A 25,299-nucleotide genomic window follows, 5' to 3' on the forward strand; every position below is an offset into this window, starting at 1 on the left:
CCTACGATCACTCTATTCATATTGAGAAAGTTTCGAGGTGGTTATGCGCTGGCAAGGGCGTCGTGAAAGTGACAATGTAGAAGACAGGCGCAGCAGTGGCGGCATGGGGCCGTCGATGGGCGGTGGCGGGATGCGACTTCCCGGCGGTAAAGGCGGCATTGTTCTGCTGATTATCGTGCTGGTGGCGGGCTACTACGGTGTCGATTTGACCGGTTTAATGACCGGAGAACCGGTTCCACAACAACAGCAATCTCAGCGCTCCATCAGTCCGAACGAAGATGAAGCCGCAAAATTCACCTCTGTCATTCTGGCGACCACTGAAGATACGTGGAGCCAGCAGTTTGAAAAAATGGGCCGCACCTACCAGCAGCCAAAACTGGTGATGTACCGTGGCGCGACGCGCACGGGATGCGGCACCGGTCAGTCTGTAATGGGGCCGTTCTATTGCCCGGCAGACAGCACCGTCTATATCGATCTCTCCTTCTATGACGACATGAAACGCAAACTTGGCGCTGACGGCGATTTTGCCCAGGGCTACGTGATTGCGCATGAAGTCGGTCACCACGTACAAAAACTGCTCGGCATCGAACCGAAAGTGCGTCAGCTGCAGCAAAACGCCTCCCAGACTGAAATCAACCGCTTGTCCGTGCGTATGGAACTGCAGGCCGACTGCTTCGCAGGCGTCTGGGGCCATAGCATGCAGCAGCAGGGCGTGCTGGAGTCGGGCGATCTGGAAGAGGCGCTCAACGCCGCACAGGCTATCGGCGACGACCGTCTGCAACAGCAAAGTCAGGGGCGCGTGGTGCCAGACAGCTTCACCCACGGCACTTCTGAAGAACGCTACACCTGGTTTAAACGTGGTTTTGCGAGTGGCGATCCGGCTCAGTGCAATACCTTTGGTAAAGCCATGTGATGTCGCGCGGCAGGGAAGAGGCGGTCTCCTGGTTTGAACAACTGGCCGCACAGCTACAGCAGGAAGGTCATCGCCGGTTGCTGGTGCTAAGCGGTAGCGATACGTGGTCGCAGACACACGCATTGATGCTTCGCGACGCGCTTTCCGGCGACTGGCTGTGGGTCGGAAACGACGCGCCCGTTGAGCCGCACTGCGCGCCGCAGGCGCTAAAAAATCTGCTCGGGCGCGAGTATCGTCACGCGATTTTCGATGCCCGTTGCGGTTTTGATGTCGCAGCCTTTGCGGCGCTGAGCGGCACACTACGCGCGGGCAGCCTGCTGGTGTTACTTACGCCTCCCTTCGCCGTCTGGCCCGGTCAAACCGACAGTGATTCGCTTCGCTGGAGCGACAGCGAAACCCCCATCGCGACGCCGCATTTTGTTCACCATTTTTGTCGGGTGGTGAGCGCCGATCCCGATGCGCTGATCTGGCATGAACACCAGCCCTTACCTGATTTCCCCTTGCCTTCGGCACCCGACTGGCAGCCTGCCAGCGGCGAGCCGCAGCGCGAACAGGCTGATATTCTGGCGGCACTAACCGGGATGGAAACCGGCGTAGCGGTGGTCACAGCACCGCGCGGGCGGGGGAAATCCGCGCTCGCAGGGATGCTGTTACGCCGCATTTCGGGGCGGGCTATCGTCACTGCGCCTGCGAAAGGGGCAACAGACGTCATCGCCCGCTTCGCGGAAAATCACTATCACTTTATGGCACCGGATGCGTTGCTTGCCTCAGACCAGCAGGCCGACTGGCTGGTGGTTGATGAAGCCGCCGCCATTCCCGGGCCGCTGCTGGAACAGCTGGTGTCGCGTTTCCCGCGTGTATTACTCACGACGACCGTGCAGGGTTACGAAGGTACGGGACGCGGCTTTTTACTCAAATTCTGCGCGCGTTTTAGCGGCCTGCTCTCTTTCACGCTCTCGGCCCCCATTCGCTGGGCGGCTGGCTGCCCCCTTGAGCGCGTGATAGCGGATGCGTTGTTATTTGATGACGACGTTGTGGACGCGATACCCGGCGGCACACCCGAGATCATCTCCCTTGAACAAAACGCCTGGGAGAGCCAGCCGCAGCTTGCCGCTGATATCTACCGGCTCTTGTGCTCAGCGCACTACCGCACCTCACCCCTGGATTTGCGCCGGATGATGGACGCGCCGGGCCAGCATTTTGCCGTCGCCCGCGCCGGTAAAGCGCTGGCAGGGGCGCTGTGGCTGGTAGACGAGGGCGGGTTAACGCCGGCGTTGAGCCAGGCCGTGTGGGCAGGCTACCGACGTCCGCGCGGCAATCTGGTGGCGCAATCTCTTGCTGCACACGGCGGATCACCGCTGGCGGCGACGCTTGTCGGGCGGCGCGTCACCCGCGTAGCGGTCCATCCGGCGCGTCAGCGCGAGGGGATTGGGCAGGCGCTGACGGGCAGCGCAAGTGCGCACCGACAGCAGGATTATCACTCCGTCAGCTTTGGCTATACCGATGAGCTGTGGCGCTTCTGGCAGCGCTGCGGCTTTGTGCTGGTGCGTATGGGCAGTCATCGCGAGGCCAGCAGCGGCTGCTTCACGGCGATGGCGCTACGGCCCATCAGCGAGGCGGGGCAGGCGCTGTGCGCACAGGAACATCAGCGCCTGTGCCGCGATGCGCGGATTATTGAACGCTGGAACGGCGAAAAGATCCCGGTAGACGATCGCTGGGAGACTACCCTTAATGATGATGACTGGCTGGAGTTAAGTGGTTTCGCCTTTGCCCATCGTCCTCTCTCGACGTCTGCAGCAGCGCTCACGCGCCTCCTGCTGGCGGTACCTTTACCGCTGGAGGCCCTGCGCGGCAGGCTGGAAGAGGGCAAAGAGGACGCGCAACTGTGCGCCGACCTGGCACTTCACGGACGTAAGACGTTACTCATACGACAGCGCCAGGAGGCCGCGCAGGCCCTTGAATCGCTTGATCGCTGCCGCTACGAGCGGCTCAAAAGTGACGTTTTGCAATGGCAATTTTTTCAATGACTTCTTCAATGAAGTGGCATGGTCATTACCCCGCAGAGGCGTAAAATCCTGACTATCAATTAAGGAGACTGCCATGAAACATGACCATTTTGTTGTCCAAAGCCCTTCTTCCCCAGCGCAACAACTGCTGCTGCTGTTTCATGGCGTCGGTGATAATGCAGTGAATATGGGGCAAATCGGCAGCTGGTTTGCGCCGATTTTCCCCGACGCACTCATCGTCAGCATTGGCGGCGTAGAGCCTTGTGGCCCACAGGGGCGTCAGTGGTTTTCCGTGCAGGGCGTGACGGAAGAGAATCGTCAGGCACGCATCGATGCCATCATGCCGACCTTTATCGACACCGTACGCTACTGGCAACAGCAGGGCGGTGTAAGTGCCGGAGCAACCGCGCTGATTGGTTTCTCGCAGGGGGCGATTATGTCGCTGGAGAGCGTGAAAGCACAGCCCGGACTGGTCTCGCGTGTGATTGCCTTTAACGGCCGCTTTGCGACTTTGCCACAGAGCGCCACGACAGCAACCACCATCCACCTGATTCACGGCGGTGAAGACCGCGTGATTGAGTTGTCCCATGCGGTGGCGGCTCAGGAAGCGCTGATTCGTGAAGGGGGAGATGTGACGCTGGATATTGTTGATGAACTGGGTCACGCCATTGACGATCGCAGTATGCAGTTCGCGCTGGATCACCTGCGCTTTACCGTGCCGAAGCACTATTTCGACGAAGCGTTAAGCGGCAGCAAGCCAAACGACGACGATATTGTCGAGTTTATGTAAGTTCAAACCCCTCTCCCGTGGGAGAGGGGTTTTTGAAGCTATTTCTTCTGGTCTTTCTTCGGCCAGTTGTCGTCATCGTCCCACTTATCGTTAAAATCACGATGCGGGGGAAGCTCAGGTTTGTTGGCGAGGAACTTCTTATGGTCCACGCGCTTCAGATCTTTGATTACGTTCAGCAGCACGCCTACCAGAAACACCAACACCAGAATCCACCAATATTTAGCCAGCCAGTCCATTCGCTATTCCTTCTCAGAGCAGTCGTCAGGCGACGAGTTGCTCCATAATACGTTGATACATACGAGCCAGTAGCTGCAAATCAGCCGCGTTCACGCATTCATTGATTTTATGAATGGTGGCGTTTACTGGGCCCAGTTCGACAACCTGCGCACCCATGCGGGCGATAAAGCGTCCGTCTGAAGTGCCACCGGTCGTCAGGAGCTGCGGTTTGATCTCATTATAGTGCGCGATAGCGTTTACCACCGCATCCACCAGCTTGCCGCGCTGGGTCAGGAACGGTTGGCCGGAAAGCCACCAGTCCAGGGTGTAGCGCAGTTCGTATTTATCCAGCAGAGCAATCACGCGGGATTTGATCATCTCGTCGGTCAGTTCCGTGCTAAAGCGGAAGTTGAACTGCACGAAAAGATCGCCCGGAATAACGTTGTTGCTGCCGGTGCCCGCCTGAACGTTGGCGATCTGCATGCTGGTCGGCGGGAAAAATTCATTGCCTTTATCCCACTCGATCCCCACCAGCTCGCTCAGCATTGGCGCCGCGCGATGTACCGGGTTATCAGCGAGATGCGGGTAGGCCACGTGGCCCTGCACGCCGTGGATGGTCAGGTTGCAGGTCAGTGAGCCGCGACGGCCATTTTTCACCACGTCACCGACCACTTCCGTGCTCGACGGCTCGCCCACCAGGCAATAATCCAGGCGTTCGCGGCGTTCCATCAGCGCTTCGACCACTTTCACCGTGCCATTTTTGGCGCTGGCTTCTTCGTCGGAGGTGATCAGAAACGCGAGACGATTTTTGTGGTTCGGGTGCTGGGCGACAAAGCGTTCGGCGGCCACGACCATCGCAGCCAGCGAGCCTTTCATGTCAGCAGCGCCGCGGCCAAACAGCATGCCATCGCGGATGGTGGGTTCGAAAGGAGGATTGATCCAGCGATCGGCGTCACCCGCAGGGACGATATCGGTGTGTCCGGCAAAAGCCAGCGTTTCGCCCTGGCCGCGCCATGCCCAGAAGTTCTGGGTGTCGCCAAAATCCATACGCTCAACGGTAAAACCAATGGCGCGCAGGCGCTCAATCATTAATGCCTGACAACCTGCATCGTCCGGGCTAAGGGAGGGACGGCGAATAAGCTGCTGAGTCAGCTCAATGACCGGGCATGACATAAACTACACCTCAAATATAAGTCTGATAACTGGATTCACTAAAACCCAGCAGCATAGGCTGCCCAGGCGCACAGAGCAATGGGCGTTTGATGATCGCAGGCATTTCGAGCATTAATTTCGCTGCGCTGTCGGCGTCAGTGATGGTATTGCGTACTGATTCATCGAGTTTTCGCCAGGTGGTCCCGCGGGTATTCAGCAGCGCTTCCCAGCCCAGTTCTGCGATGGCGCTATGCAGAAATTCCGCATCCAGGCCATCTGCGCGATAGTCATGAAAGCGATAATCAACGTGGTTTGCCTCAAGGAAGCGGCGTGCTTTTTTGATGGTGTCGCAATTTTTAATGCCGTACATCACAATCATCGTGAATCCTTTTGTCTTTATTAATAGCAAATGTTCAATTTTTTCGAATTTATATTGTTCAGAGAAATATAACACATTCAGCTTACCGTTAATTCTGCTATGCCGATTAATTCAACGTACAACTGTTCGCTGAATAGTGTTTCATTTTTTACGCATAAAAGTCCAGCCGCGTAAAATTTCTTTTAAAGTCAGGCCAGAATAAGATTATCACCCGCTCGCATGGTTGTTTCTAAATATTGCTATTGGTCACATAAAATTAAAGGTAATCGCGCCATATTTGTCTCAGGGCCAGCACAGGAGCGGGGGACACAATCGTAACCATTGATTAAATTATCTTCACAATGACGATATATTCTCATAGAATACGCATAATAATAAGAGAGGTTGTTATGATTGAACGTGAACTGGGGAACTGGAAAGATTTTATCGAAGACATGCTTCGTAAATGATCTTCAGGAAGAACTGCAAGAGCACTTAATTTAGTTATAAAAATGATGTGATAGGTATCAAACAAATCACACGTTAAAAAGGCGGCTATCAAAGCCGCCTTTTTTATTGCCTGATTACTCCGGCTTTTCTTTTAACGGGAAGCGCTGGCGCACCAGCACAAAGAACAGCGGTACGAAGTAAATGGCGAGAATGGTCGCGGAGATCATGCCCCCCATTACGCCGGTCCCGACCGCGTGCTGGCTGCTCGAACCTGCGCCAGAACTGGTGGCCATCGGCAGGACGCCAAACACGAACGCCAGCGAGGTCATCAGGATTGGGCGCAGACGCTGACGGCAGGCGTGCAGCGTAGACGACAGCAGATCGTGGCCCTTCGAATTCATCTCATTGGCAAACTCAACGATCAGAATGGCGTTCTTCGCCGACAAGCCGATCACCGTTAACAGCCCCACCTGGAAGTAGACATCGTTCTCAAGCCCTCGCATCCAGGTGGCGAGCAGCGCGCCAATCACACCCAGCGGTACCACCAGCATCACCGAGAACGGCACCGACCAGCTCTCATACAGAGCGGCCAGACACAGGAAGACGACCAGCAGTGAGACGGCATACAGGGCAGGGGCCTGTGCGCCAGACAGCCGTTCCTGATAGGACATGGCCGTCCACTCCAGGCCAAAACCAGCCGGTAGCTGCTGCACCAGTTTTTCCATGGTGTCCATTGCGGTACCGGTACTGACGCCCGGCGCGGCTTCGCCGACGATTTCGAGCGCCGAATAGCCGTTGTAACGCTCAAGTCGTGGAGAGCCGCTCTCCCAGTGGGAGGTGGCAAAGGCGGAGAAGGGCACCATGCCGCCGGAATTGTTACGCACATACCAGAGATTAATGTCGTCCGGCAGCATACGATACGGCGCGGCGGCCTGAACGTAGACCTTCTTCACGCGGCCCCGGTCCATAAAGTCGTTCACATAGCTGGAGCCCCACGCGGTTTGCAGCGTGTCGTTGATATCATCAATAGACACGCCCAGCGCCTGCGCCTTGCGCTGATCGATATCAATCTGCAGCTGCGGGCTGTCATCCAGACCGTTGTGACGCACGCGGGTAAGCGATTTATCTTTCCCCGCCAGTTCGAGCAGCTGGTCGCGCGCGGCCATCAGCGCATCGTGTCCGACTCCGGCGTGATCCTGTAATTCCATATCAAAGCCAGCCGAACTGCCGAGGCCGCTGATTGCCGCCGGGCTGCTGGCGAAAACGCGCGCCTCTTTGATGTGGCTAAAGGCTTTGGTGGCACGCTCGATAATGGCGAAAGAGGAGCCGGTCGTGCTGTCGCGCTCGTCCCAGTTTTTCAGGCGCACGAACATACGGGCGACGTTCTGCCCGTTCCCGCCGGGGCCGGAACCGACCGTGGAGAACACCGACACAATATTGTCTTTCTCTTTGGTGAAGAAATAGGATTCGACGTTCTCAACCACCTTCAGGGTCTGCTGCTGGGTGGCCCCGCTCGGGAGCTGCACAGAGGTAATAAACATTCCCCGATCTTCCAGCGGCAGGAACGAGGTTGGCAGGCGCAGGAATAAGAAGACCATCCCGCCGAGCAGCAGAACGTAAATCAGCATCCAGCGCAGGCTACGGTGCAGGATTTTCCCCACGCCCGCTTCGTATCGCGCTGCATTGCGGTTGAACATCCGGTTAAACCAGCCGAAGAACCCTTTTTGCCCGTGCTGTTCCCCCTTGTGTAACGGCTTGAGCAAAGTTGCGCAGAGGGCAGGGGTCAGGATCATCGCCACCAGCACTGACAGCACCATCGCCGAGACGATTGTTATCGAGAACTGGCGGTAAATTGCGCCAGTGGTGCCGCCAAAGAAGGCCATCGGCACAAAGACAGCGGAGAGCACCATCGCGATGCCGACCAGTGCCCCCTGAATTTGTCCCATCGATTTGCGCGTCGCTTCCCGCGGCGACAGCCCCTCTTCGCTCATGATGCGCTCGACGTTCTCCACCACCACGATGGCATCGTCCACCAGCAGGCCGATCGCCAGCACCATCGCAAACATGGTCAGGGTGTTGATGCTGTAACCAAAGGCATAGAGCACGGCAAAGGTGCCGAGCAGCACGACGGGAACGGCGATGGTCGGGATGAGCGTGGCGCGGAAGTTTTGCAGGAACAGGTACATCACGAGGAACACCAGTGCGATGGCTTCGAGCAGCGTTTTCACCACGTCCTCAATCGAGGCTTTTACGAAGGAGGTGGTTTCATAGGCAACTTTGTATTCCAGCCCATGCGGGAAATACTGGGACAGCTCATCCAGGCGGTCGATGACCAGCTTCGCGGTCGCCATTTCGTTCGCGCCGGAGGCCAGTTTTACCCCGATACCCGACGCCTGATTGCCGTTAAACCGGCTCAGGTAGTCGTACTTTTCGGCGCCCATTTCGACGGTGGCGACGTCGCCGAGCCGCACTTCGGAACCGTCCTGATTCACGCGCAGGGTGATATCGCGGAACTGCTGCGGCGTCTGGAGCAGGGATTGCGAGTTGATGGTGGCGTTCAGCGCCTGTTTATCCACCGACGGCGTACCGCCCAGTTGCCCGACGGCGATTTGCGCGTTCTGGGATTTGATGGCGTTAGTCACATCGGTGGCGGTCATCTGCACGCTGTTCAGCTTCGCCGGGTCCAGCCAGATGCGCATGGAATACTGTGAGCCATAGGCGTCGATATCGCCGACGCCGTTGATACGGCTTAAGGGGTCCTGAATATTACTGGCAACGTAGTCCGAGATATCCTGCTTATCCATCGAGCCGTCGGTCGACACGAAGGCGATGGTCAGGATGTTGGAATCCCCGGTTTTACGCACCGTCACGCCCTGGTTCTGCACCGCCTGCGGCAGCTTACGCATCGCCGACTGCAGCTGGTTTTGCACCTGCTGCACCGCTTCATCGGGATCGGAACCGGCGGTAAAGCTTAACGTCACCGTCGCCTGGCCAGTCGCGCTGCTCTGGGACGACATGTACATCAGGTTATCCAGCCCGGTCATGTTCTGTTCAATCACCTGAGTGACCGTATTTTCCAGCGTTTGCGCCGATGCGCCCGGGTAGTTCGCGGTAATACGCACGTTCGGCGGAGCCAGGTCGGGGTATTGCTCCACAGGTAAAGACAAAATAGCGAGAGTGCCCGTCAGACATAAAATAATTGCCAGCACCCAGGCAAAAATGGGGCGATCAATGAAAAAATTCGCCATTAAAGTAAGACCTCGTAAGCTTGCATCGTTATTGTTTATTGCCCGCTTAACTCTAGCGGCAAGGCGGATGCCAAACGTGGAGAAAAAAAGGAGATAGTGTAAATTATCATGCGCATTTACAGCGCCTTGTTAACTTTCCGCCCTGTCGATTATTACCTGGTGGCGTCGCATCGGCATGACGGTTTCCGGCAATTTACCGTTATTTACCCGCTTCAGGTTCCGGCGTGCGAAAACGAATACACACCTGCGTCCCGCCATTTTGCGGCTGCGAGAAGCCGAGCGTGCCGCCCAGTCGCTCCGCACGTTCGCGCATAATGTTCAGGCCGTAATGCCCAGGCGGTTCGCTGGCGTCGCCGATCCCAATGCCATTATCCCGAATATAGACCGTGTGCTCGCCATCCGGTGTGGTCACGCAACTGACCGTAATCACCGTCGCGTCGGCATGTTTGATGGCGTTCAGCACCGCTTCACGCACGATCTGCAGCAGATGAACCTGCTTTTGCGCATCCAGCGCCAGGGACGAGAGACGACAGTCCAGCTCCAGTTTCGCACTGGTCTGGCTTTGCAGCCCTTCGAGTGCCTCCTGCAAAGCCGCGGGAAGATTGGAGTGGTTCAGCGTCAGGCGGAAGGTGGTCAACAGCTCGCGGAGCTGGCGCCAGGCGTTGTTCAGCTCGCGCGAGAAGTCGGTGATGATGGTCTGCGCCGGGACGTTATCGTCCGGCACCGCACGCTTGAGCAGCGCCAGCTGAATGCGCAGGTAGGAGAGCACCTGCGCCAGCGAGTCGTGCAATTCGCGGGCAATGGTGGCGCGCTCTTCCATCAGCAGCAACTGCTGGAAATGCTTTTGCGCCTGATTGAAATAGAGCCCGCGCCCAAGCATCGTCGCCACGTTTTTCATCAGCGGCTCCGGCACGATGTTCTCGCTCTGCCAGCGCAGCTCACCGAAGCGCGTCTCCTGCATAACCACCGGCAGGGTGAAGGTCTGCTGTTCCGCTTTTTTCACCCCTTCACACAGCTGCCAGTTGTCGCTGGCCTGCAGTTCCAGATAGCTCATTCCCGTATATTCCTGAACCATCTGGATGATATGGCGGAAACTATGGGGGTCTATCTGGCTGGTATTCAGCGCCTGAGAGCACTTGAACAGCATTTCGAGCTGCTGGTGGGCTTCGTTCAGATGACGGGTCTTCTCTTCGACGGTAATTTCCAGCGAGCGATAGTGTTTATGTAGCTCGGCGGACATATGGTTGAAGGTGCGCGAGAGCAGCCCCAGCTCGTTGGGCAGGTGCGTGTCCTCGGCCTGAAAGTCGAAATTCCCCTGTTCCATTTTCTGGCTGGCGAACACCAGATGATTGAGCGGTGCGACCACCTCCCGGCGGATCCCGCGCAGGGTCATTACCACCAGCAGCAAAATCCCCACGCCGCCCGCCAGGGAAATGGCGACCACCAGCTGCATTTTATGTTCTGCATAGTGCTGAAGAGCCAGCACGAAGGTGTCTATACGCTCCACATATTGCTGAATATGGTCCTGATACCAGGTTTTATCTCCCGCTTCGAGATGGCTGTCCATCTCGGCCCACGCCAGCTGCAGCTGCTGATATCCCGTTTTCACCGACGCCGGTACATACCAGCGATCGAGCTCTTGCAGGACGGGCAAGTTCAGGGTGTTTTGCCAGTGGAGACGGTGGGCGGAAAAATCAGCGCTGTTGCGCTCCAGATCGTAGCCGAGCCGGTAACTCTGCATGCGTAAAGAGCCTGCAATATTAATGGCTTCGGCATCGCGCAGACTGCTGGCAAGCGTCATCAACGCAATGCCGCTGGTCAGAACGGAGAGCAAAATAATGGAGATGAAAGCCCGGGCCAGGCTTCCTGATACAGGACGTTTAACGATCACAACTCGGCTTCCTGAATGTAACTGAAACGCAATTTCACCTGCGATGAAATAAATTGATCTGCCGCAGGGATGTCGTCATTAGTCCCATAACTTGGGCAAATGACCATTGCCTGGGACTATCGGGGTCGTCAATATTCTTATAAAAAATAGGGTTAATGCTACCAGAACAGGTGCCTTTATGAATCGTTTTATTATGGCCGATAACCTGCAATGTATTGGCTGTCACGCCTGCGAAGTCGCCTGCGTGATGGCGCACAATCATGAACAACATGTTTTAAGCCAGCGCCAGTTTATCCCGCGCATTACGGTGCTGAAAGAGGGTAAACGGCGCAGCGCGGTCACTTGTCATCACTGCGAAAACGCCCCCTGCGCGCAAAGCTGCCCCAATGGGGCGATTGCTAAAAGCCACGACAGCGTACAGGTGAATCAGCAAAAATGCATTGGTTGCAAAGCCTGTGTGGTCGCCTGTCCGTTTGGCACGATGGAGATCGTAGTCACACCCGTGTCCGACGGACAGGTCAAAGCCACGGCGCACAAATGCGATTTGTGCCACGACAGGCCGCAGGGCCCGGCGTGCGTGGAGAATTGTCCGGCAGATGCCCTGACGCTGGTGACGCCAGACGTGCTGCATCGTCTGGCGAAAGCCCGCCGTTTGCGCGCTGCCTGCCAGGAGGCTCAGCCGTGGCACAGCGAGGCAACGCCGGTTGCGTCACCGCACACCAAAATCCAGCAAATGCAGGCCCTCACGGCGCGCGGCGAGCCGGATAAGCTCAGCCCGCAGGCGCGTGCAGACAATTTCGATGAAATCTATCTGCCGTTTCGCGCAGAGCAGGCGCACCGCGAGGCGGCACGCTGCCTGAAATGCGGAGAGCACTCCATCTGCGAATGGACCTGTCCGCTGCACAACCACATTCCGCAGTGGATCGAGCGCGTAAAAGCCGGGGATATCGACGCGGCGGTGGAACTGTCCCATCAGACCAACTGTTTACCAGAAATCACCGGACGCGTCTGTCCACAGGACCGGTTGTGCGAAGGGGCCTGCACGGTACGCGATGAATCGGGCGCGGTAACTATTGGCAATATCGAACGCTACATCTCTGACCAGGCGCTGGCGGCAGGCTGGCGGCCCGATTTGACCGGCGTCGCGCCTGTCGATAAGCGTATTGCGATTGTTGGCGCAGGCCCGGCGGGGCTGGCCTGTGCCGACATGCTGGTCCGCCACGGCGTGAGCGTCACGGTCTATGACCGGCACCCGGAGATCGGCGGATTACTCACCTTTGGTATTCCGGCGTTCAAACTGGATAAATCCCTGCTGGCACGGCGACGGGAGATTTTCACCGCCATGGGAATACAGTTCGAACTCAACTGTGAAGTGGGTAAAGACCTGCCGATGTCTCAGCTGCTCGGCCAATACGACGCGGTGTTTATCGGCGTGGGCACCTATCGCTCGATGAAAGCGGGCATTCCGCACGAAGATGCGCCGGGGGTGTACGACGCTTTGCCTTTCCTGGTGGCGAATACCCGCCATCTGATGGGGCTGGCACCCTCAGCGTCCGAACCCTTTATCGATGTCACCGGATTAAACGTGGTGGTACTCGGCGGCGGGGATACGGCGATGGACTGCGTGCGCACCGCGCTGCGCCATCAGGCGGCAAAAGTAACCTGCGCCTATCGTCGGGATGAGGCCAACATGCCTGGCTCGAAAAAAGAGGTCAAGAACGCCAAAGAGGAGGGGGCGCACTTTGAATTCAACGTGCAGCCCGTCGAACTGGTTCTGGATGCGTCGGGCAAGGTGAACGGCATTCGCCTGCTGCGCACCCGGCTTGGTGAACCGGATGCGCAGGGGCGGCGGCGTCCGGTGCCTGTCGAGGGGAGCGAGTTTGTGATGCCTGCTGATGCGGTAATCATGGCGTTTGGCTTTAACCCGCACTCGATGCCATGGCTACAGGCGCAGGGGGTGAACGTCGACGACTGGGGGCGTATCGTGGCGAGCGTGGACAGTCCCTATCGCTACCAGACCAGCCATCCGCAGATTTTTGCCGGCGGTGACGCGGTGCGCGGTGCTGATCTGGTGGTTACGGCAATGGCCGAAGGGCGTCACGCCGCACAAGGGATGATGGACTGGCTGCAAATCAGACGGCCAAACTCCCACTAATCAGCGGGGCGACAAAGCGGGCTTCTCGGCGTACTATGAATCACTCATTACGTCCTGGAGCCCGTATGAGCCTGAAAATTGAGATCATCAAAGATAAAATCCTCTCAGAAAATTATTTTGTCCTGCGCAACATTACCTACGATTTAACTCACCACGGTGAAGTGGTCCGCCACAAGCGCGAAGTCTACGATCGCGGCAACGGTGCCACCATCCTGTTATACAGTCGTGAAAAGCAAACCGTCGTGCTGATCCGCCAGTTCCGCATCGCGACCTGGGTGAATGGCAACCCGGACGGACGCCTGATTGAAACCTGCGCCGGGCTGCTGGATAACGACGAACCCGAAGTCTGTATCCGCAAGGAAGCCATCGAAGAGACGGGCTTTGAAGTGGGAGACGTCACGAAGCTGTTTGAGCTGTACATGTCCCCCGGCGGCGTGACGGAGCTTATCCACTTCTTTATTGCCGAATACACCGACGCACAGCGCAGCAACGCGGGCGGCGGCGTTGAGGACGAAGCCATCGACGTGCTGGAAATTCCTTATACGCAGGCGCTGGAAATGGTAAAAAACGGTGAAATTCGCGATGGTAAGGCGTTGATACTGCTCCAGTATTTACAGCTGTCTGGCCTAATGTCTTGATTAATAAACTATCGCTAAATCATAATCCAGATAAATCTATCCGATAAATCCGATTGAGCAACCCCGGACAGAACACGAAGATACAGCCAGTTTTCGAGTTTCTGCTTCCGGGATTGTGCCTTCCATGCGTCACAGCATTCTTCTTTTTTTACTCCTCAGCATACTGCCTCTGCCACTGGTTTGGGCGGCGCCTGCACAGCAGTCGTTTTCTGACTGGCAGGTCACCTGCAACAACCAGAACTTTTGCGTCGCGCGCAATACCGGTGAGCATCAGGGGCTGGTGATGACGCTAAGCCGCAGCGCGGGGGCCAAAACGGATGCCAATCTGCGGATTGATCTGGGTGGGCTGGAAACGTCGCCGGTGAAAGAGGCGCCCATCGCGCCGCGCCTGCTGCTGGACGGTGCGCCGCTGTCGCTGGATGCGCAGCGCTGGAAGCTGTCGCCGTGGCATCTGGTGACCGATGATACTGCGACTATCGCCGCGTTTCTGAAAACCATTCAGGAGGGGGAGGCGCTGACGCTCAAAGGTGGAAAACAGATCGTCTCTCTGGCCGGGCTGAAGGCGGCATTACTGTTTATTGATTCCCAGCAAAAGCGTGTGGGAAGCGAAACTGCGTGGATTAAAAAGGGCGACGAACCGCCGCTGAGCGTGCCACCGGCTCCGGCGCTGAAAGAGGTCGCGGTGGTCAATCCGACGCCGACGCCCCTGACGCATGAAGAGCTGAACGATCTGCTGGATTACGGCAGCTGGCGCATGAACAACAGCCAGTGTTCGCTCGACCCTAACCGTCGCGAAGTGCGGGTGATGGCCTTAACGGATGACAAAGCGTTGCTGATGATAAGCTGCGAAGCGGGGGCCTACAACACGGTGGATCTGGCGTGGCTGGTGTCGCGTAAAAAGCCGTTTGCCGCCCGAACCGTGCGGCTGCGCCTGCCGTTTGTCTCGTCGAGCGAGAGCAGCGAGATGGAGCTGATGAATGCCCGCTTTGATGAGAAAACGCGTGAACTGACGACCCTGGCGTTAGGGCGTGGCATGGGCGACTGCGGTATCCAGACCCGCTGGCGTTTTGACGGCCAGCGTTTTCGTCTGGTGCGGTATGCCGAAGAGCCGAGCTGCGATAACTGGCATGGGCCAGATGCCTGGCCCACGTTGTGGATTACGCGCTAACCTGCTCGATACGATCACGCACTTAAGCGCGAACTACAGCACGCCGAGCGCCTTCTCGACCACGTTCTCAACCGTAAAGCCAAAGTACGGGAACAGCTTATCCGCCGGTGCCGATTCACCGTACCCCGTCATCCCGACGATAGCCCCTTTCAGGCCGACATATTTGTACCAGTAGTCGGCAATCCCCGCCTCCACGGCCACGCGCGCGGCGACGTTTGAAGGGAGCACGGATTCCCGGTAGGCCTCATCCTGCGCATCAAAAATATCCGTCGAAGGCAGAGACACCACGCGAACGGCGTGTCCTTCGGCGGTAAGCTTCTCCGCCGCTTTCACCGTGATTTCAATTTCCGAACCTGTCGCAATCAAAATCACATCCGGCTTACCGCCGCTGTCTTTCAGGATGTAACCCCCACGGGCGATATTTTTTACCTGCTCCGGCGTACGCTCGATCTGCGCCAGATTCTGACGCGACAGGATCAGCGCCGTCGGCCCGGTGTGGCGCTCAACCGCCAGCTTCCAGCCGACAGCCGCTTCGACCTGATCGCAAGGCCGCCAGGTGCTGAAGTTTGGCGTCAGGCGCAGGCTGGCGAGCTGTTCAACCGCCTGGTGCGTCGGGCCGTCTTCCCCCAGTCCGATGGAGTCGTGGGTGTAGACCATAATCTGCCGCGCTTTCATCAGCGCCGCCATACGCGCCGCGTTACGGGCATACTCAACAAACATCAGGAAGGTGGCGGTGTAAGGGACAAATCCGCCGTGATGGGCGATACCATTCGCGATGGCCGTCATCCCGAACTCGCGCACGCCGTAGTGGATATAGTTTCCGGAGATATCCTCTTTCAGGGAGGTCGAGCCGGACCAGATCGTCAGGTTACTTGGGGCCAAGTCCGCCGAGCCGCCCAGCAGCTCCGGCAGGATCGGGCCGATGACGTTAAGGGTATTTTGCGACGCTTTACGGGTGGCGATTTTCGCCGGATTGGCCTGGAGATCGTCAATCAGCGCCTGAGTTTTCGCTTCCCACTCGTCCGGCAGGCCGCCGCTCATGCGTCGTGAGAACTCAGCCGCCAAATCAGGATGCGCATTTTTGTAAGCGCTGAATTTTTCATTCCACGCCTGCTGGGCTTTTTCGCCGTCCTCGCGTGCGTCCCAGGCTTTGTAAATCTCTTTCGGGATCTCAAAGGCCGGGTACTTCCAGCCCAGTTTCTGCCGCGTCAGCGCCACTTCCTCTTCACCCAGCGCCGCGCCGTGCGCCTCCTCTTTGCCCGCTTTGTTAGGGGAACCGAAGCCAATCACCGTACGGCAGATAATCAGCGACGGTTTGTCCTTCACGCTCTGGGCTTCAAGAATCGCTTTCTTGATTGCTTCCGGGTCGTGGCCGTCAATTTCATGCACCACATGCCAGTGATAGGCCTCGAAGCGTTTTGCCGTATCGTCGGTGAACCAGCCTTCGGTCTCTCCGTCGATGGAAATGCCGTTGTGATCGTAAAAACCGATCAGTTTGCCAAGTCCAAGCGTCCCCGCCAGCGAGCAGACCTCGTGGGAAATCCCCTCCATCAGACAGCCGTCGCCCATAAATACGTAGGTGAAGTGATCGACAATCTCATGATCCGGCTGGTTGAACTGCGCGCCCAGCGTACGTTCGGCAATCGCCAGCCCGACGGCGTTCGCCAGCCCCTGGCCGAGGGGACCGGTGGTGGTTTCCACGCCCGGCGTATAGCCCAGCTCCGGGTGGCCCGGCGTTTTAGAGTGCAGCTGACGGAAGTTTTTCAGCTCTTCGAGCGGCAGGTCGTAGCCGGAAAGGTGCAGCAGGCTATACAACAGCATCGAGGCGTGACCGTTAGAGAGAATAAAGCGGTCGCGGTCATACCAGGTTGGGTCCGTCGGGTTGTGTTTCAGGAAGTCATTCCACAGCACTTCGGCGATATCGGCCATGCCCATCGGCGCGCCGGGGTGGCCAGAATTGGCTTTTTGTACCGCATCCATGCTGAGGGCGCGAATGGCATTGGCTAGCTCTTTACGGGACATAATTCACTCCATGGCATGATTAAAGTTTGGCGGCGAGAAGATCTTCCAGTTTGCGCTGGTCAACGGCGAAAAGGCGGATGCCTTCGGCCAGTTTATCCACGGCCATCGCGTCCTGATTATGTTCCCAGCGGAACTCAGCTTCGGTGAGCGGCTTCGGTTTTGGCAGGACGGTTGAGGTCGGGATGAGCTTACGCACCACCGGTTCTTCTTTTTCCTGCAGATCTTTCAGCAGATTAGGGGAGATGGTCAGGCGGTCGCAGCCTGCCAGCGCCAGGATCTGCTCGGTGCGACGGAAGCTGGCCCCCATCACGATGGTTTCATAGCGGTGCTGTTTGAAGTAATCGTAGATATTACGCACCGATTTCACGCCCGGATCTTCTTCCACCACGTACGGGTCCATCGGCTGTTTCGCCTGATACCAGTCGTATATACGGCCAACAAACGGCGAGACGAGGAACACGCCCGCTTCGGCGCAGGCACGTGCCTGGGCAAAGGAGAACAGCAGCGTCAGGTTGCAGTTGATCCCCTCTTTTTCCAGCACTTCGGCGGCGCGTATGCCCTCCCAGGTGGAGGCGAGCTTAATCAGAATGCGCGATTTATCGATATCCTGCTCCTGGTACAGCTCCACCAGGCGGCGCGCTTTGGCGATGCTCTTTTCTTTGTCAAATGACAGGCGTGCGTCCACTTCCGTCGAGACGCGTCCCGGGATGCTTTTCAGAATTTCCGCACCGATATTGACCGCCAGTTTGTCGCTGGCCTCCGCCACTTTCTGCTCCTGAGTTTTGCCGCGCTGTTTGCCGTAGTCGATGGCGTCATCGATCAGGTGGCTGAAGTGCGCAAGGCCGGCCGCCTTCAGCAGCAGTGACGGGTTGGTGGTCGCATCTTCCGGTTGATAGTGGCGGATGGACTCGATATCGCCGCTGTCGGCGACAACCGTGGTGAATTGTTTGATGCCGTCTAATTGATTCATGGAAATGACTCCTTAGAAATAACAGAGTTAAGCGAGTGCGTTCGTTCACACTTCTGCGAAATACATGACGTACTTAACAAAAAAGCATAGCAGACGGGGGAGGCATTGCTTTCGGGAGTGGGTAACATGGTTGTTATAAATTGATAACAAATTTTGCCCTGCGATGGTGAGAGTTTGGCTGCCTTCAAAGTTTGAACCGTCTGCAGGGGCGATACTATGCGCCACTCCAGGGTGAGCATCAGGAACGTGAGTACGCCACCCTTTTTGATCGATACGTGAAAGGAACAATAAGATGGATGATCAGTTAAGACAGAGTGCCCTCGATTTTCATCAATTCCCTGTACCGGGCAAAATCCAGGTTTCCCCCACTAAGCCACTCGCCACGCAGCGCGATCTGGCGCTGGCCTATTCACCCGGCGTTGCCGCGCCTTGCCTTGAGATCGAAAAAGATCCGTTAGCGGCCTACAAATACACCGCTCGCGGCAACCTGGTGGCGGTCATTTCCAACGGCACCGCGGTGCTCGGGCTGGGCAATATCGGGGCGCTGGCCGGTAAGCCGGTGATGGAAGGGAAGGGCGTACTGTTCAAGAAATTCGCCGGTATCGACGTGTTTGATATTGAAGTGGATGAGCTGGACCCGGACAAATTTATTAACGTTGTGGCCGCGCTGGAGCCTACCTTTGGCGGCATCAACCTTGAAGACATCAAAGCGCCGGAATGTTTCTACATTGAGCAGAAACTGCGTGAACGTATGAACATTCCCGTGTTCCACGATGACCAGCACGGTACGGCGATCATTAGTACGGCGGCCATTTTGAACGGACTGCGCGTGGTCGAGAAAAATCTCTCCGATGTGCGCATGGTCGTTTCCGGCGCGGGTGCGGCAGCGATTGCCTGTATGAACCTGCTGGTGGCGCTGGGCATGCAGAAACATAACATCGTGGTCTGTGATTCGAAAGGCGTTATCTATAAAGATCGCGAGCCGAACATGGCGGAAACCAAAGCCGCCTACGCGGTGGTGGATGACGGCAAACGCACGCTGGACGATGTAATTGAAGGGGCGGATATCTTCCTCGGCTGCTCTGGCCCGAAAGTGCTGACCCCGGAAATGGTCACGAAAATGGCGCGTGCGCCTATGATCCTGGCGCTGGCAAACCCGGAGCCGGAAATCCTGCCGCCGCTGGCGAAATCCGTGCGTGAAGACGCCATTATCTGTACTGGCCGTTCCGACTATCCAAACCAGGTCAACAACGTGCTGTGCTTCCCGTTCATCTTCCGCGGTGCGCTGGACGTGGGTGCCACGGCGATTAACGAAGAGATGAAGCTCGCGGCTGTCCATGCGATTGCGGAGCTGGCCCATGCGGAGCAGAGCGAAGTGGTGGCCTCGGCGTATGGCGATCAGGATCTGAGCTTCGGCCCGGACTACATCATTCCGAAACCGTTCGACCCGCGTTTAATCGTCAAAATCGCCCCGGCCGTTGCCAAAGCGGCGATGGATTCCGGCGTGGCGACGCGCCCGATTGAGGACTTCGACGCTTATATCGATAAGCTGACCGAGTTTGTCTACAAAACGAACCTGTTCATGAAGCCGATCTTCTCGCAGGCGCGCGCCGACGCTAAGCGCGTGGTGCTGGCAGAAGGCGAAGAGGCGCGTGTGCTGCATGCGACGCAGGAGCTGATCACCTTAGGGCTGGCGAAACCGATTCTGATTGGTCGTCCGAGCGTGATCGAAATGCGCATTCAGAAACTCGGTCTGCAGATCAAACCGGGTGTCGATTTTGAAATCGTGAACAACGAATCGGATCCGCGCTTCAAAGAGTACTGGAGCGAGTACTACAGCATTATGAAGCGCCGGGGGATCACTCAGGAGCAGGCGCAGCGCGCGGTGATCAGCAACACCACGGTGATCGGTGCGATCATGGTTCATCGTGGCGAAGCTGACGCCCTGATCTGCGGGACGATTGGCGATTATCACGAGCACTTCAGCGTGGTGCAGGAGATCTTTGGCTATCGCGACGGCGTGCATACGGCGGGGGCGATGAATGCGCTGCTGCTGCCAAGCGGTAACACCTTTATTGCCGACACCTACGTCAACGACGATCCGACGCCGGAAGAGCTGGCGGAAATCACCGTGATGGCGGCGGAAACCGTCCGTCGTTTTGGTATCGAACCGAAAGTGGCGCTGCTGTCGCACTCTAACTTTGGTTCATCCAAATCCGCGGCGGCCTGCAAAATGCGCCAGACGCTGGAGCTGGTGCGTGAACGCGCGCCAGAGCTGATGATTGATGGTGAGATGCACGGCGATGCCGCGCTGGTTGAGAGTATCCGTAACGAGCGGATGCCGGACAGCCCGCTGAAAGGCTCGGCGAACGTGCTGATTATGCCGAACGTGGAAGCGGCGCGTATCAGCTATAACCTGCTGCGTGTTTCCAGTTCTGAAGGGGTGACCGTGGGGCCGGTACTGATGGGCGTCGCAAAACCGGTACATGTGTTGACGCAGATTGCGTCCGTGCGTCGTATCGTCAACATGGTTGCGCTGGCGGTGGTCGAAGCACAGACGCAGCCGCTGTAAGCGCGACGTGGTCTGTGCTGTCGGGTATTAAACCCACTCGCGGACTTTCAGAAACTCACTCAAGGCAGCCTCCGGGCTGCCTTCTTTTGGCTCGAAATTATACTCCCAGCGCACCAGCGGCGGCATCGACATCAGAATCGACTCCGTGCGCCCGCCGGTTTGTAGTCCAAACAGCGTGCCGCGATCCCACACCAGGTTGAACTCCACGTAACGCCCGCGACGATAAAGCTGGAACTCACGCTCGCGCACGCCGTAATCCGTCCCTTTGCGCCGTTCGACAATCGGCAGGTAGGCGTCCGTATAGCCTTCGCCAACCGCCTGCATAAAGCTGAACGCCGTATCAAAATCGGGCGCATTCAAATCGTCGAAGAATAATCCGCCAATCCCGCGCTGTTCGTTCCGGTGCTTGAGATAGAAATAGTCGTCGCACCACTTCTTGTACTTCGGATAAACCTCTTCGCCAAAGGGCTGACAAATATCACGCGCGGTGCGGTGCCAGTGAACGGCGTCCTCTTCAAAGCCGTAGTAGGGCGTTAAATCGAAGCCGCCGCCAAACCACCACACCGGATCGGCACCCGGTTTCTCGGCGATGAAAAAGCGCACGTTGGCGTGGCTGGTGGGCACAAACGGGCTGTGCGGATGAACGACCAATGAGACGCCCATGGCTTCAAAACTGCGTCCGGCCAGCTCCGGGCGATGCGCGGTGGCTGAGGCCGGCATGGCGTCACCGTGAACGTGAGAGAAGTTAACGCCTGCCTGCTCAAACACGCCGCCGTTACGCAGCACGCGGCTGCGCCCGCCGCCGCCAGCCTCGCGCTGCCAGTTGTCTTCCTGAAATTCGCCCCCGTCGACGGCGGCCAGTTTCTGGCAAATCTGATCCTGCAGTTGCAGCAGAAACGCTTTGACCTGCTGAGAGTTCGGTTTCATTTACGTCTCGTCGAATGCGCTTTTTGATTATCAAACCAGTTGAAGTAACTGATCACTCCGGAGGCGATGGCGTTGGCGATCTTCTGGCGAAACGCGGTGGTGCCGAGCAGACGCTCTTCTTCCGGGTTCGTGATGAACGATGTCTCGACCAGCACGGACGGAATTGACGGTGATTTCAGTACCACAAACGCCGCCTGTTCCGTGCCTTTACTGTGCAGGCGATGCACCGGTTTGATCTTCTTTAGAATATGCGACCCGAGCGTCAGGCTGTTTTTGATGGTGTCGGTCTGAACCAGATCGAACAATACCTGCTGCAGGAGATGGTCTTTATCGGTGGTTTTTTTGCCCGCCACTTCATCCGCGCGGTTCTCGCGATCGGATAAGTATTTCGCCATGGCGCTACTCGCACCGCGGTTGGAGAGGGCAAACACCGACGCACCCGCGGCGCTCGGGTTGGTAAATCCATCGGCGTGAATCGACATAAACAGATCCGCGCCGTGCTGGTGGGCGATCTCTACGCGGTCATACAGCGGGATAAAGGTATCGCCGCTGCGCGTCAGACGCGCGTCAATGCCGTTACTGCGCAGAATCGAGCGCACGTTTTTGGCGATCGCCAGCACCACATGTTTCTCTTTCGAGCCGTTGCGACCAATTGCGCCGGTGTCGATTCCGCCGTGTCCCGGATCGAGCATCACCACCCGTTTTGCCCCGGCTTTTTTTACCTTGGGCTTACTGTGTCCATTGCTGGTTTTCAGGGTGCTATCGTCTTTAGCCTGTGCCTGTGCGATGCCTGTTAACGTCAAGGCCGCCAGCCCCGCTTTGAGAACCTGACGACGCGATGTGAGTGTTTTTAAAGGTTTGAATGTGCTCATGCGGCCTGAATTGTAAAAAATTGGGGGTCCTGGTGTTATATCGTATCGCGTTTAGCGTGACGACAGTCCTTGTTGAGAATTGTTTTACTTTTCATTTCAATACGTGACAGAGTGACATTATGCCAAATTTTCGCACATTTTTCGCCGCTTATTGGCTATTGGCGGCGTTCGCGCCATAATCACTGTTTTTAAACCCAAAAAGGCGGTTAATACCATGGAGATACGCGTTTTTCGCCAGGAAGATTTCGAAGAGGTGATTACCCTTTGGGAACGCTGCGATCTGTTGCGTCCGTGGAACGATCCGGAAATGGATATCGAGCGTAAGGTCAATCACGACGTCAGCCTGTTCCTGGTCGCCGAAGTCAACGGTGAAGTGGTGGGGACGGTGATGGGCGGCTACGACGGCCACCGCGGCTCGGCCTATTACCTCGGCGTTCACCCGGAATATCGGGGTCGCGGCATCGCCAACGCGCTGCTCAACCGCCTGGAAAAGAAACTGATTGCCCGCGGCTGCCCTAAGATTCAGATCATGGTGCGCGAAGATAATGATGTGGTGTTGGGGATGTACGAGCGTCTTGGATATGAGCACGCTGATGTCCTGAATTTAGGGAAGCGCCTGATCGAAGATGAAGAATACTGAGTTTCACCCGGCCCACTATGACAGTCAGGGCCGCGTCAAATTGCCCTTTCTATTCTGGTGTGTGCTGCTGCTTCAGGCGCGAACCTGGGTTTTGTTCGTGGTGGCGGGGGCGTCCCGCGATCAGGGAAGTACGCTGCTGAATCTGTTTTATCCCGATCGCGATAACTTCTGGCTCGGGCTGTTGCCCGGCGTCCCGGCGGTGCTGGCCTTTTTACTCAGCGGACGGCGACAGCTTTTTCCGCGCATCTGGTACAGCCTGCGCTGGCTGTTGATTCTCGCCCAGGTGGTGCTGCTGTGCTGGCAGCCATTGCTGTGGTTTTACGGCGAGCCTCTCGGTGGAATCGGAATTGCGCTGGTCGTGGCGGATATTGTCGCGCTGCTGTGGCTGCTGACGCACCCGCGTCTGCGCGCCAGTTTCACGATAGAAAAAGATTAAAGGCACTTTTTATCGATGCCGGACTCCAACAAGCGTTGAATTAACAAGAAAGGACGTTTCAATGAAATCGCTGCGTTTAGTTTTATGCGCTTTGCCGCTGGTGTTAACCGGATGTTCAACGCTCTCGTCAATCTCCTCCATTAACTGGTCGGCGGCCTATCCGTGGAACTGGTTTGGCTCCTCATTCGAAGTGACTGAGAAGGGCGTCGGAAATATTAACGCGACAACGCCGCTGAATCAGGAAGCGATTGAATCCGCCTTAAGCAGTGATTACCGCCTGCGTAGCGGCATGAAAACGGAGAATGGTGCCATTGTGCACTACTTCGAAGCGCTGAAAGACGACAAGCTGGCGCTGATTATCAATGGCGATAAAGGCACCGTAAATCGTGTTGAAGTGCTGGACCGCGATGTGGAGACTGACAGCGGCGTGAAAGTCGGTACGCCATTTAGCGAGCTGTATCAGAAAGCATTCGGCAACTGTGAAAGCGCGGTTGCGGATGAGAAAGTCGCGGTGGAGTGTAAAGCCAAAGACAGCCAGCATATTCGCTATCTCTTCACCGGCGAGTGGAGCGGCCCGGAAGGGTTGATGCCTGCGGACGACACCCTCAAAAACTGGACCGTGAGCAAAATTATCTGGCAGCAGTAATTTGCGCCTGAACAAACCGCCTCGCTGAAATCCAGGTATAATAGCCGCCATCAATGCCACAAACGCGTGGCATCTTTTTTTTCAGGAGGAGCGATGTCTCAGGTTCAGAGTGGCATTTTGCCAGAACATTGCCGCGCGGCGATTTGGATTGAAGCCAATGTTAACGGGGATGTGGATGCCCTGCGTGCGGCCAGCAAAGTATTTGTCGATAAACTGGCCACCTTCCAGGCCAAATTCCCGGATGCGCACCTCGGCGCGGTAGTTGCCTTTGATAATAACGTCTGGCGTCAGCTGAGCGGCGGCGAAGGCGCTGAAGAGCTAAAAGACTTTATCCCTTACGGGAAAGGTCTGGCGCCAGCCACCCAGTACGATGTGCTGATCCATATTTTGTCTCTGCGTCATGACGTCAATTTCTCCGTGGCGCAGGCGGCGGTGGAAGCCTTTGGCGACAGCATCAAGGTGCAGGAAGAGATTCATGGTTTCCGCTGGGTAGAAGAGCGCGATCTGAGCGGTTTCGTTGATGGTACCGAAAACCCGGCGGGCGAAGAGACGCGTCGCGAGGTGGCGGTAATCAAAGACGGCGTGGACGCAGGCGGCAGCTACGTGTTTGTGCAGCGCTGGGAACATAACCTCAAGCAGCTTAACCGCATGAGTGTGCACGACCAGGAGATGATGATTGGCCGTACCAAAGAGGCCAACGACGAGATCGACGGCGATGCCCGCCCGGTAACGTCTCACCTGACCCGTGTCGATCTGAAAGAAGACGGTAAAGGGCTGAAGATTGTGCGCCAGAGCCTGCCGTACGGAACGGCGAGCGGCACTCACGGCCTGTACTTCTGCGCCTACTGCGCGCGTCTGTACAATATCGAGCAGCAGCTTCTGAGCATGTTTGGGGACACCGATGGCAAGCGCGACGCGATGCTGCGCTTCACCAAACCGGTGACCGGCGGCTACTACTTCGCACCATCCGTTGAGCGTCTGCTGGCTCTGTAATGCTATAGGCCGGGTAAGCGCATGCGCCACCCGGCACTCACCCCCGCCCCTTATTCCCTTTTCTGCTGGTAAATCACCAAACGGTATATAAAACCGTTACTCCTTTCGTACTCGTTATAAATATTATGGCTATAAGAAAGAGCCATCCCATCAGGCTATTTTAGTTGTCAGTTTGGGCCTGGGCAGCGCTCAGAATCCTCACGCACACCGTGTATGCTCCGGTTCTTCCGCGCTGT

The 25,299-nt window shown here is 57.0% G+C and carries 21 protein-coding genes; 12 read left to right on the plus strand and 9 right to left on the minus strand.

What is annotated here, in order from left to right; genetic code table 11:
- Positions 1–43: 43 nt before the first annotated feature.
- The 3 genes from ypfJ to ypfH all read left to right on the plus strand — a co-directional run bounded on the left by ypfJ (position 44) and on the right by ypfH (position 3,709).
- Positions 44–913, plus strand: coding sequence for a KPN_02809 family neutral zinc metallopeptidase (ypfJ, locus tag OVA10_RS08560; RefSeq protein ID WP_100779351.1), 870 nt, complete (start codon positions 44–46; stop codon positions 911–913).
- On the plus strand, positions 913–2,940 hold the full coding sequence (locus OVA10_RS08565) for a tRNA(Met) cytidine acetyltransferase TmcA (protein WP_268195777.1): 2,028 nt from the start codon (positions 913–915) through the stop codon (positions 2,938–2,940). The genes ypfJ and OVA10_RS08565 overlap by 1 nt, the downstream gene beginning before the upstream one ends.
- A 73-nt stretch (positions 2,941–3,013) precedes the next feature.
- Positions 3,014–3,709 (plus strand): esterase, encoded by a 696-nt coding sequence (gene ypfH, locus OVA10_RS08570; protein ID WP_268195778.1) that lies wholly within the window; start codon positions 3,014–3,016, stop codon positions 3,707–3,709.
- A 38-nt stretch (positions 3,710–3,747) separates the two neighbouring features.
- Here ypfH and OVA10_RS08575 read toward each other — a convergent pair whose 3' ends face one another.
- Genes OVA10_RS08575 through OVA10_RS08585 form a run of 3 tightly spaced genes read right to left on the minus strand, consistent with a single transcriptional unit; the run spans position 3,748 to position 5,456 of the window.
- Complete coding sequence (locus tag OVA10_RS08575) at positions 3,748–3,945, minus strand: YpfN family protein (protein ID WP_059179411.1); 198 nt, start codon at positions 3,943–3,945, stop codon at positions 3,748–3,750.
- A gap of 25 nt (positions 3,946–3,970) precedes the next feature.
- Positions 3,971–5,098, minus strand: coding sequence for a succinyl-diaminopimelate desuccinylase (dapE, locus tag OVA10_RS08580; protein ID WP_107703144.1), 1,128 nt, complete (start codon positions 5,096–5,098; stop codon positions 3,971–3,973).
- Positions 5,099–5,108: 10 nt separating this feature from the next.
- Positions 5,109–5,456, minus strand: a complete 348-nt coding sequence (locus OVA10_RS08585) for an ArsC family reductase (RefSeq protein WP_107703145.1) — start codon at positions 5,454–5,456, stop codon at positions 5,109–5,111.
- A 389-nt stretch (positions 5,457–5,845) separates the two neighbouring features.
- Here OVA10_RS08585 and ypfM point away from each other — a divergent pair, with 389 nt between their 5' ends.
- Complete coding sequence (gene ypfM / locus OVA10_RS08590) at positions 5,846–5,905, plus strand: protein YpfM (RefSeq protein ID WP_100780840.1); 60 nt, start codon at positions 5,846–5,848, stop codon at positions 5,903–5,905.
- Positions 5,906–6,019: 114 nt separating this feature from the next.
- Here ypfM and acrD read toward each other — a convergent pair whose 3' ends face one another.
- Together acrD and narQ are read right to left on the minus strand one after the other, a co-directional pair.
- Positions 6,020–9,133: a multidrug efflux RND transporter permease AcrD gene (gene acrD, locus OVA10_RS08595; protein WP_100779356.1), complete on the minus strand. Its 3,114-nt coding sequence runs from the start codon at positions 9,131–9,133 to the stop codon at positions 6,020–6,022.
- 199 nt (positions 9,134–9,332) lie between these two features.
- Positions 9,333–11,024, minus strand: a complete 1,692-nt coding sequence (narQ, locus tag OVA10_RS08600) for a nitrate/nitrite two-component system sensor histidine kinase NarQ (RefSeq protein WP_268195780.1) — start codon at positions 11,022–11,024, stop codon at positions 9,333–9,335.
- A 178-nt stretch (positions 11,025–11,202) separates the two neighbouring features.
- Between narQ and aegA the strand changes: the two genes are divergently transcribed.
- The 3 genes from aegA to OVA10_RS08615 all read left to right on the plus strand — a co-directional run bounded on the left by aegA (position 11,203) and on the right by OVA10_RS08615 (position 14,985).
- On the plus strand, positions 11,203–13,179 hold the full coding sequence (gene aegA / locus OVA10_RS08605) for a formate-dependent uric acid utilization protein AegA (protein ID WP_268195781.1): 1,977 nt from the start codon (positions 11,203–11,205) through the stop codon (positions 13,177–13,179).
- 65 nt (positions 13,180–13,244) lie between these two features.
- Positions 13,245–13,817, plus strand: coding sequence for a GDP-mannose pyrophosphatase NudK (gene nudK / locus OVA10_RS08610; RefSeq protein ID WP_181826641.1), 573 nt, complete (start codon positions 13,245–13,247; stop codon positions 13,815–13,817).
- 124 nt (positions 13,818–13,941) lie between these two features.
- The gene (locus OVA10_RS08615) at positions 13,942–14,985 is read left to right on the plus strand and encodes a DUF1176 domain-containing protein (RefSeq protein WP_102104953.1); all 1,044 of its coding nucleotides are present in this window, start codon (positions 13,942–13,944) and stop codon (positions 14,983–14,985) included.
- Positions 14,986–15,018: 33 nt separating this feature from the next.
- On the opposite strand, the gene tkt is transcribed toward OVA10_RS08615, so the two are convergent.
- Positions 15,019–17,007 carry a transketolase gene (tkt, locus tag OVA10_RS08620; RefSeq protein ID WP_268195782.1) on the minus strand — a complete coding sequence of 663 codons (1,989 nt, stop codon included), beginning with the start codon at positions 17,005–17,007 and terminating at the stop codon, positions 15,019–15,021.
- A gap of 19 nt (positions 17,008–17,026) precedes the next feature.
- Positions 17,027–17,977 (minus strand): transaldolase, encoded by a 951-nt coding sequence (gene tal, locus OVA10_RS08625; protein WP_100779362.1) that lies wholly within the window; start codon positions 17,975–17,977, stop codon positions 17,027–17,029.
- A 292-nt stretch (positions 17,978–18,269) separates the two neighbouring features.
- Here tal and maeB point away from each other — a divergent pair, with 292 nt between their 5' ends.
- Positions 18,270–20,549, plus strand: a complete 2,280-nt coding sequence (maeB, locus tag OVA10_RS08630) for an NADP-dependent oxaloacetate-decarboxylating malate dehydrogenase (protein WP_102104951.1) — start codon at positions 18,270–18,272, stop codon at positions 20,547–20,549.
- A gap of 27 nt (positions 20,550–20,576) precedes the next feature.
- On the opposite strand, the gene hemF is transcribed toward maeB, so the two are convergent.
- Together hemF and amiA are read right to left on the minus strand one after the other, a co-directional pair.
- A complete protein-coding gene (gene hemF, locus OVA10_RS08635; RefSeq protein WP_100779365.1) occupies positions 20,577–21,476 on the minus strand; it encodes an oxygen-dependent coproporphyrinogen oxidase in 900 nt (299 codons plus the stop codon).
- Positions 21,473–22,348, minus strand: a complete 876-nt coding sequence (gene amiA / locus OVA10_RS08640) for an N-acetylmuramoyl-L-alanine amidase AmiA (RefSeq protein ID WP_102104949.1) — start codon at positions 22,346–22,348, stop codon at positions 21,473–21,475. Before amiA ends, hemF begins: the two co-directional genes overlap by 4 nt.
- A 214-nt stretch (positions 22,349–22,562) precedes the next feature.
- Here amiA and OVA10_RS08645 point away from each other — a divergent pair, with 214 nt between their 5' ends.
- From OVA10_RS08645 to OVA10_RS08660, 4 genes are all read left to right on the plus strand, one after another.
- Entirely contained in the window at positions 22,563–22,988 is a 426-nt protein-coding gene (locus OVA10_RS08645; protein WP_047624910.1) for a GNAT family acetyltransferase, read from the plus strand.
- Positions 22,975–23,424 (plus strand): DUF2919 domain-containing protein, encoded by a 450-nt coding sequence (locus OVA10_RS08650; protein ID WP_102104948.1) that lies wholly within the window; start codon positions 22,975–22,977, stop codon positions 23,422–23,424. Before OVA10_RS08645 ends, OVA10_RS08650 begins: the two co-directional genes overlap by 14 nt.
- Before the next feature lie 61 nt (positions 23,425–23,485).
- Positions 23,486–24,070, plus strand: a complete 585-nt coding sequence (locus tag OVA10_RS08655; RefSeq protein ID WP_123427134.1) for an RpoE-regulated lipoprotein — start codon at positions 23,486–23,488, stop codon at positions 24,068–24,070.
- Positions 24,071–24,163: 93 nt separating this feature from the next.
- Positions 24,164–25,063, plus strand: a complete 900-nt coding sequence (locus OVA10_RS08660) for a Dyp-type peroxidase (protein ID WP_268195783.1) — start codon at positions 24,164–24,166, stop codon at positions 25,061–25,063.
- Positions 25,064–25,299: the final 236 nt, after the last annotated feature.

It is taken from the genome of Lelliottia sp. SL45 (assembly GCF_026672535.1).
GTDB classification, from domain to species: domain Bacteria; phylum Pseudomonadota; class Gammaproteobacteria; order Enterobacterales; family Enterobacteriaceae; genus Enterobacter; species Enterobacter nimipressuralis.

Excerpts from the sequence above, each read along its gene's own strand:
- ypfJ (WP_100779351.1), top strand. The coding sequence starts at position 44 with ATGCGCTGGCAAGGGCGTCGTGAAAGTGACAATGTAGAAGACAGGCGC.
- OVA10_RS08565 (WP_268195777.1), top strand. The coding sequence starts at position 913 with ATGTCGCGCGGCAGGGAAGAGGCGGTCTCCTGGTTTGAACAACTGGCC.
- ypfH (WP_268195778.1), top strand. The coding sequence starts at position 3,014 with ATGAAACATGACCATTTTGTTGTCCAAAGCCCTTCTTCCCCAGCGCAA.
- OVA10_RS08575 (WP_059179411.1), bottom strand. The coding sequence starts at position 3,945 with ATGGACTGGCTGGCTAAATATTGGTGGATTCTGGTGTTGGTGTTTCTG.
- dapE (WP_107703144.1), bottom strand. The coding sequence starts at position 5,098 with ATGTCATGCCCGGTCATTGAGCTGACTCAGCAGCTTATTCGCCGTCCC.
- OVA10_RS08585 (WP_107703145.1), bottom strand. The coding sequence starts at position 5,456 with ATGATTGTGATGTACGGCATTAAAAATTGCGACACCATCAAAAAAGCA.
- acrD (WP_100779356.1), bottom strand. The coding sequence starts at position 9,133 with ATGGCGAATTTTTTCATTGATCGCCCCATTTTTGCCTGGGTGCTGGCA.
- aegA (WP_268195781.1), top strand. The coding sequence starts at position 11,203 with ATGAATCGTTTTATTATGGCCGATAACCTGCAATGTATTGGCTGTCAC.
- nudK (WP_181826641.1), top strand. The coding sequence starts at position 13,245 with ATGAGCCTGAAAATTGAGATCATCAAAGATAAAATCCTCTCAGAAAAT.
- OVA10_RS08615 (WP_102104953.1), top strand. The coding sequence starts at position 13,942 with ATGCGTCACAGCATTCTTCTTTTTTTACTCCTCAGCATACTGCCTCTG.
- tkt (WP_268195782.1), bottom strand. The coding sequence starts at position 17,007 with ATGTCCCGTAAAGAGCTAGCCAATGCCATTCGCGCCCTCAGCATGGAT.
- tal (WP_100779362.1), bottom strand. The coding sequence starts at position 17,977 with ATGAATCAATTAGACGGCATCAAACAATTCACCACGGTTGTCGCCGAC.
- maeB (WP_102104951.1), top strand. The coding sequence starts at position 18,270 with ATGGATGATCAGTTAAGACAGAGTGCCCTCGATTTTCATCAATTCCCT.
- hemF (WP_100779365.1), bottom strand. The coding sequence starts at position 21,476 with ATGAAACCGAACTCTCAGCAGGTCAAAGCGTTTCTGCTGCAACTGCAG.
- amiA (WP_102104949.1), bottom strand. The coding sequence starts at position 22,348 with ATGAGCACATTCAAACCTTTAAAAACACTCACATCGCGTCGTCAGGTT.
- OVA10_RS08645 (WP_047624910.1), top strand. The coding sequence starts at position 22,563 with ATGGAGATACGCGTTTTTCGCCAGGAAGATTTCGAAGAGGTGATTACC.
- OVA10_RS08650 (WP_102104948.1), top strand. The coding sequence starts at position 22,975 with ATGAAGAATACTGAGTTTCACCCGGCCCACTATGACAGTCAGGGCCGC.
- OVA10_RS08655 (WP_123427134.1), top strand. The coding sequence starts at position 23,486 with ATGAAATCGCTGCGTTTAGTTTTATGCGCTTTGCCGCTGGTGTTAACC.
- OVA10_RS08660 (WP_268195783.1), top strand. The coding sequence starts at position 24,164 with ATGTCTCAGGTTCAGAGTGGCATTTTGCCAGAACATTGCCGCGCGGCG.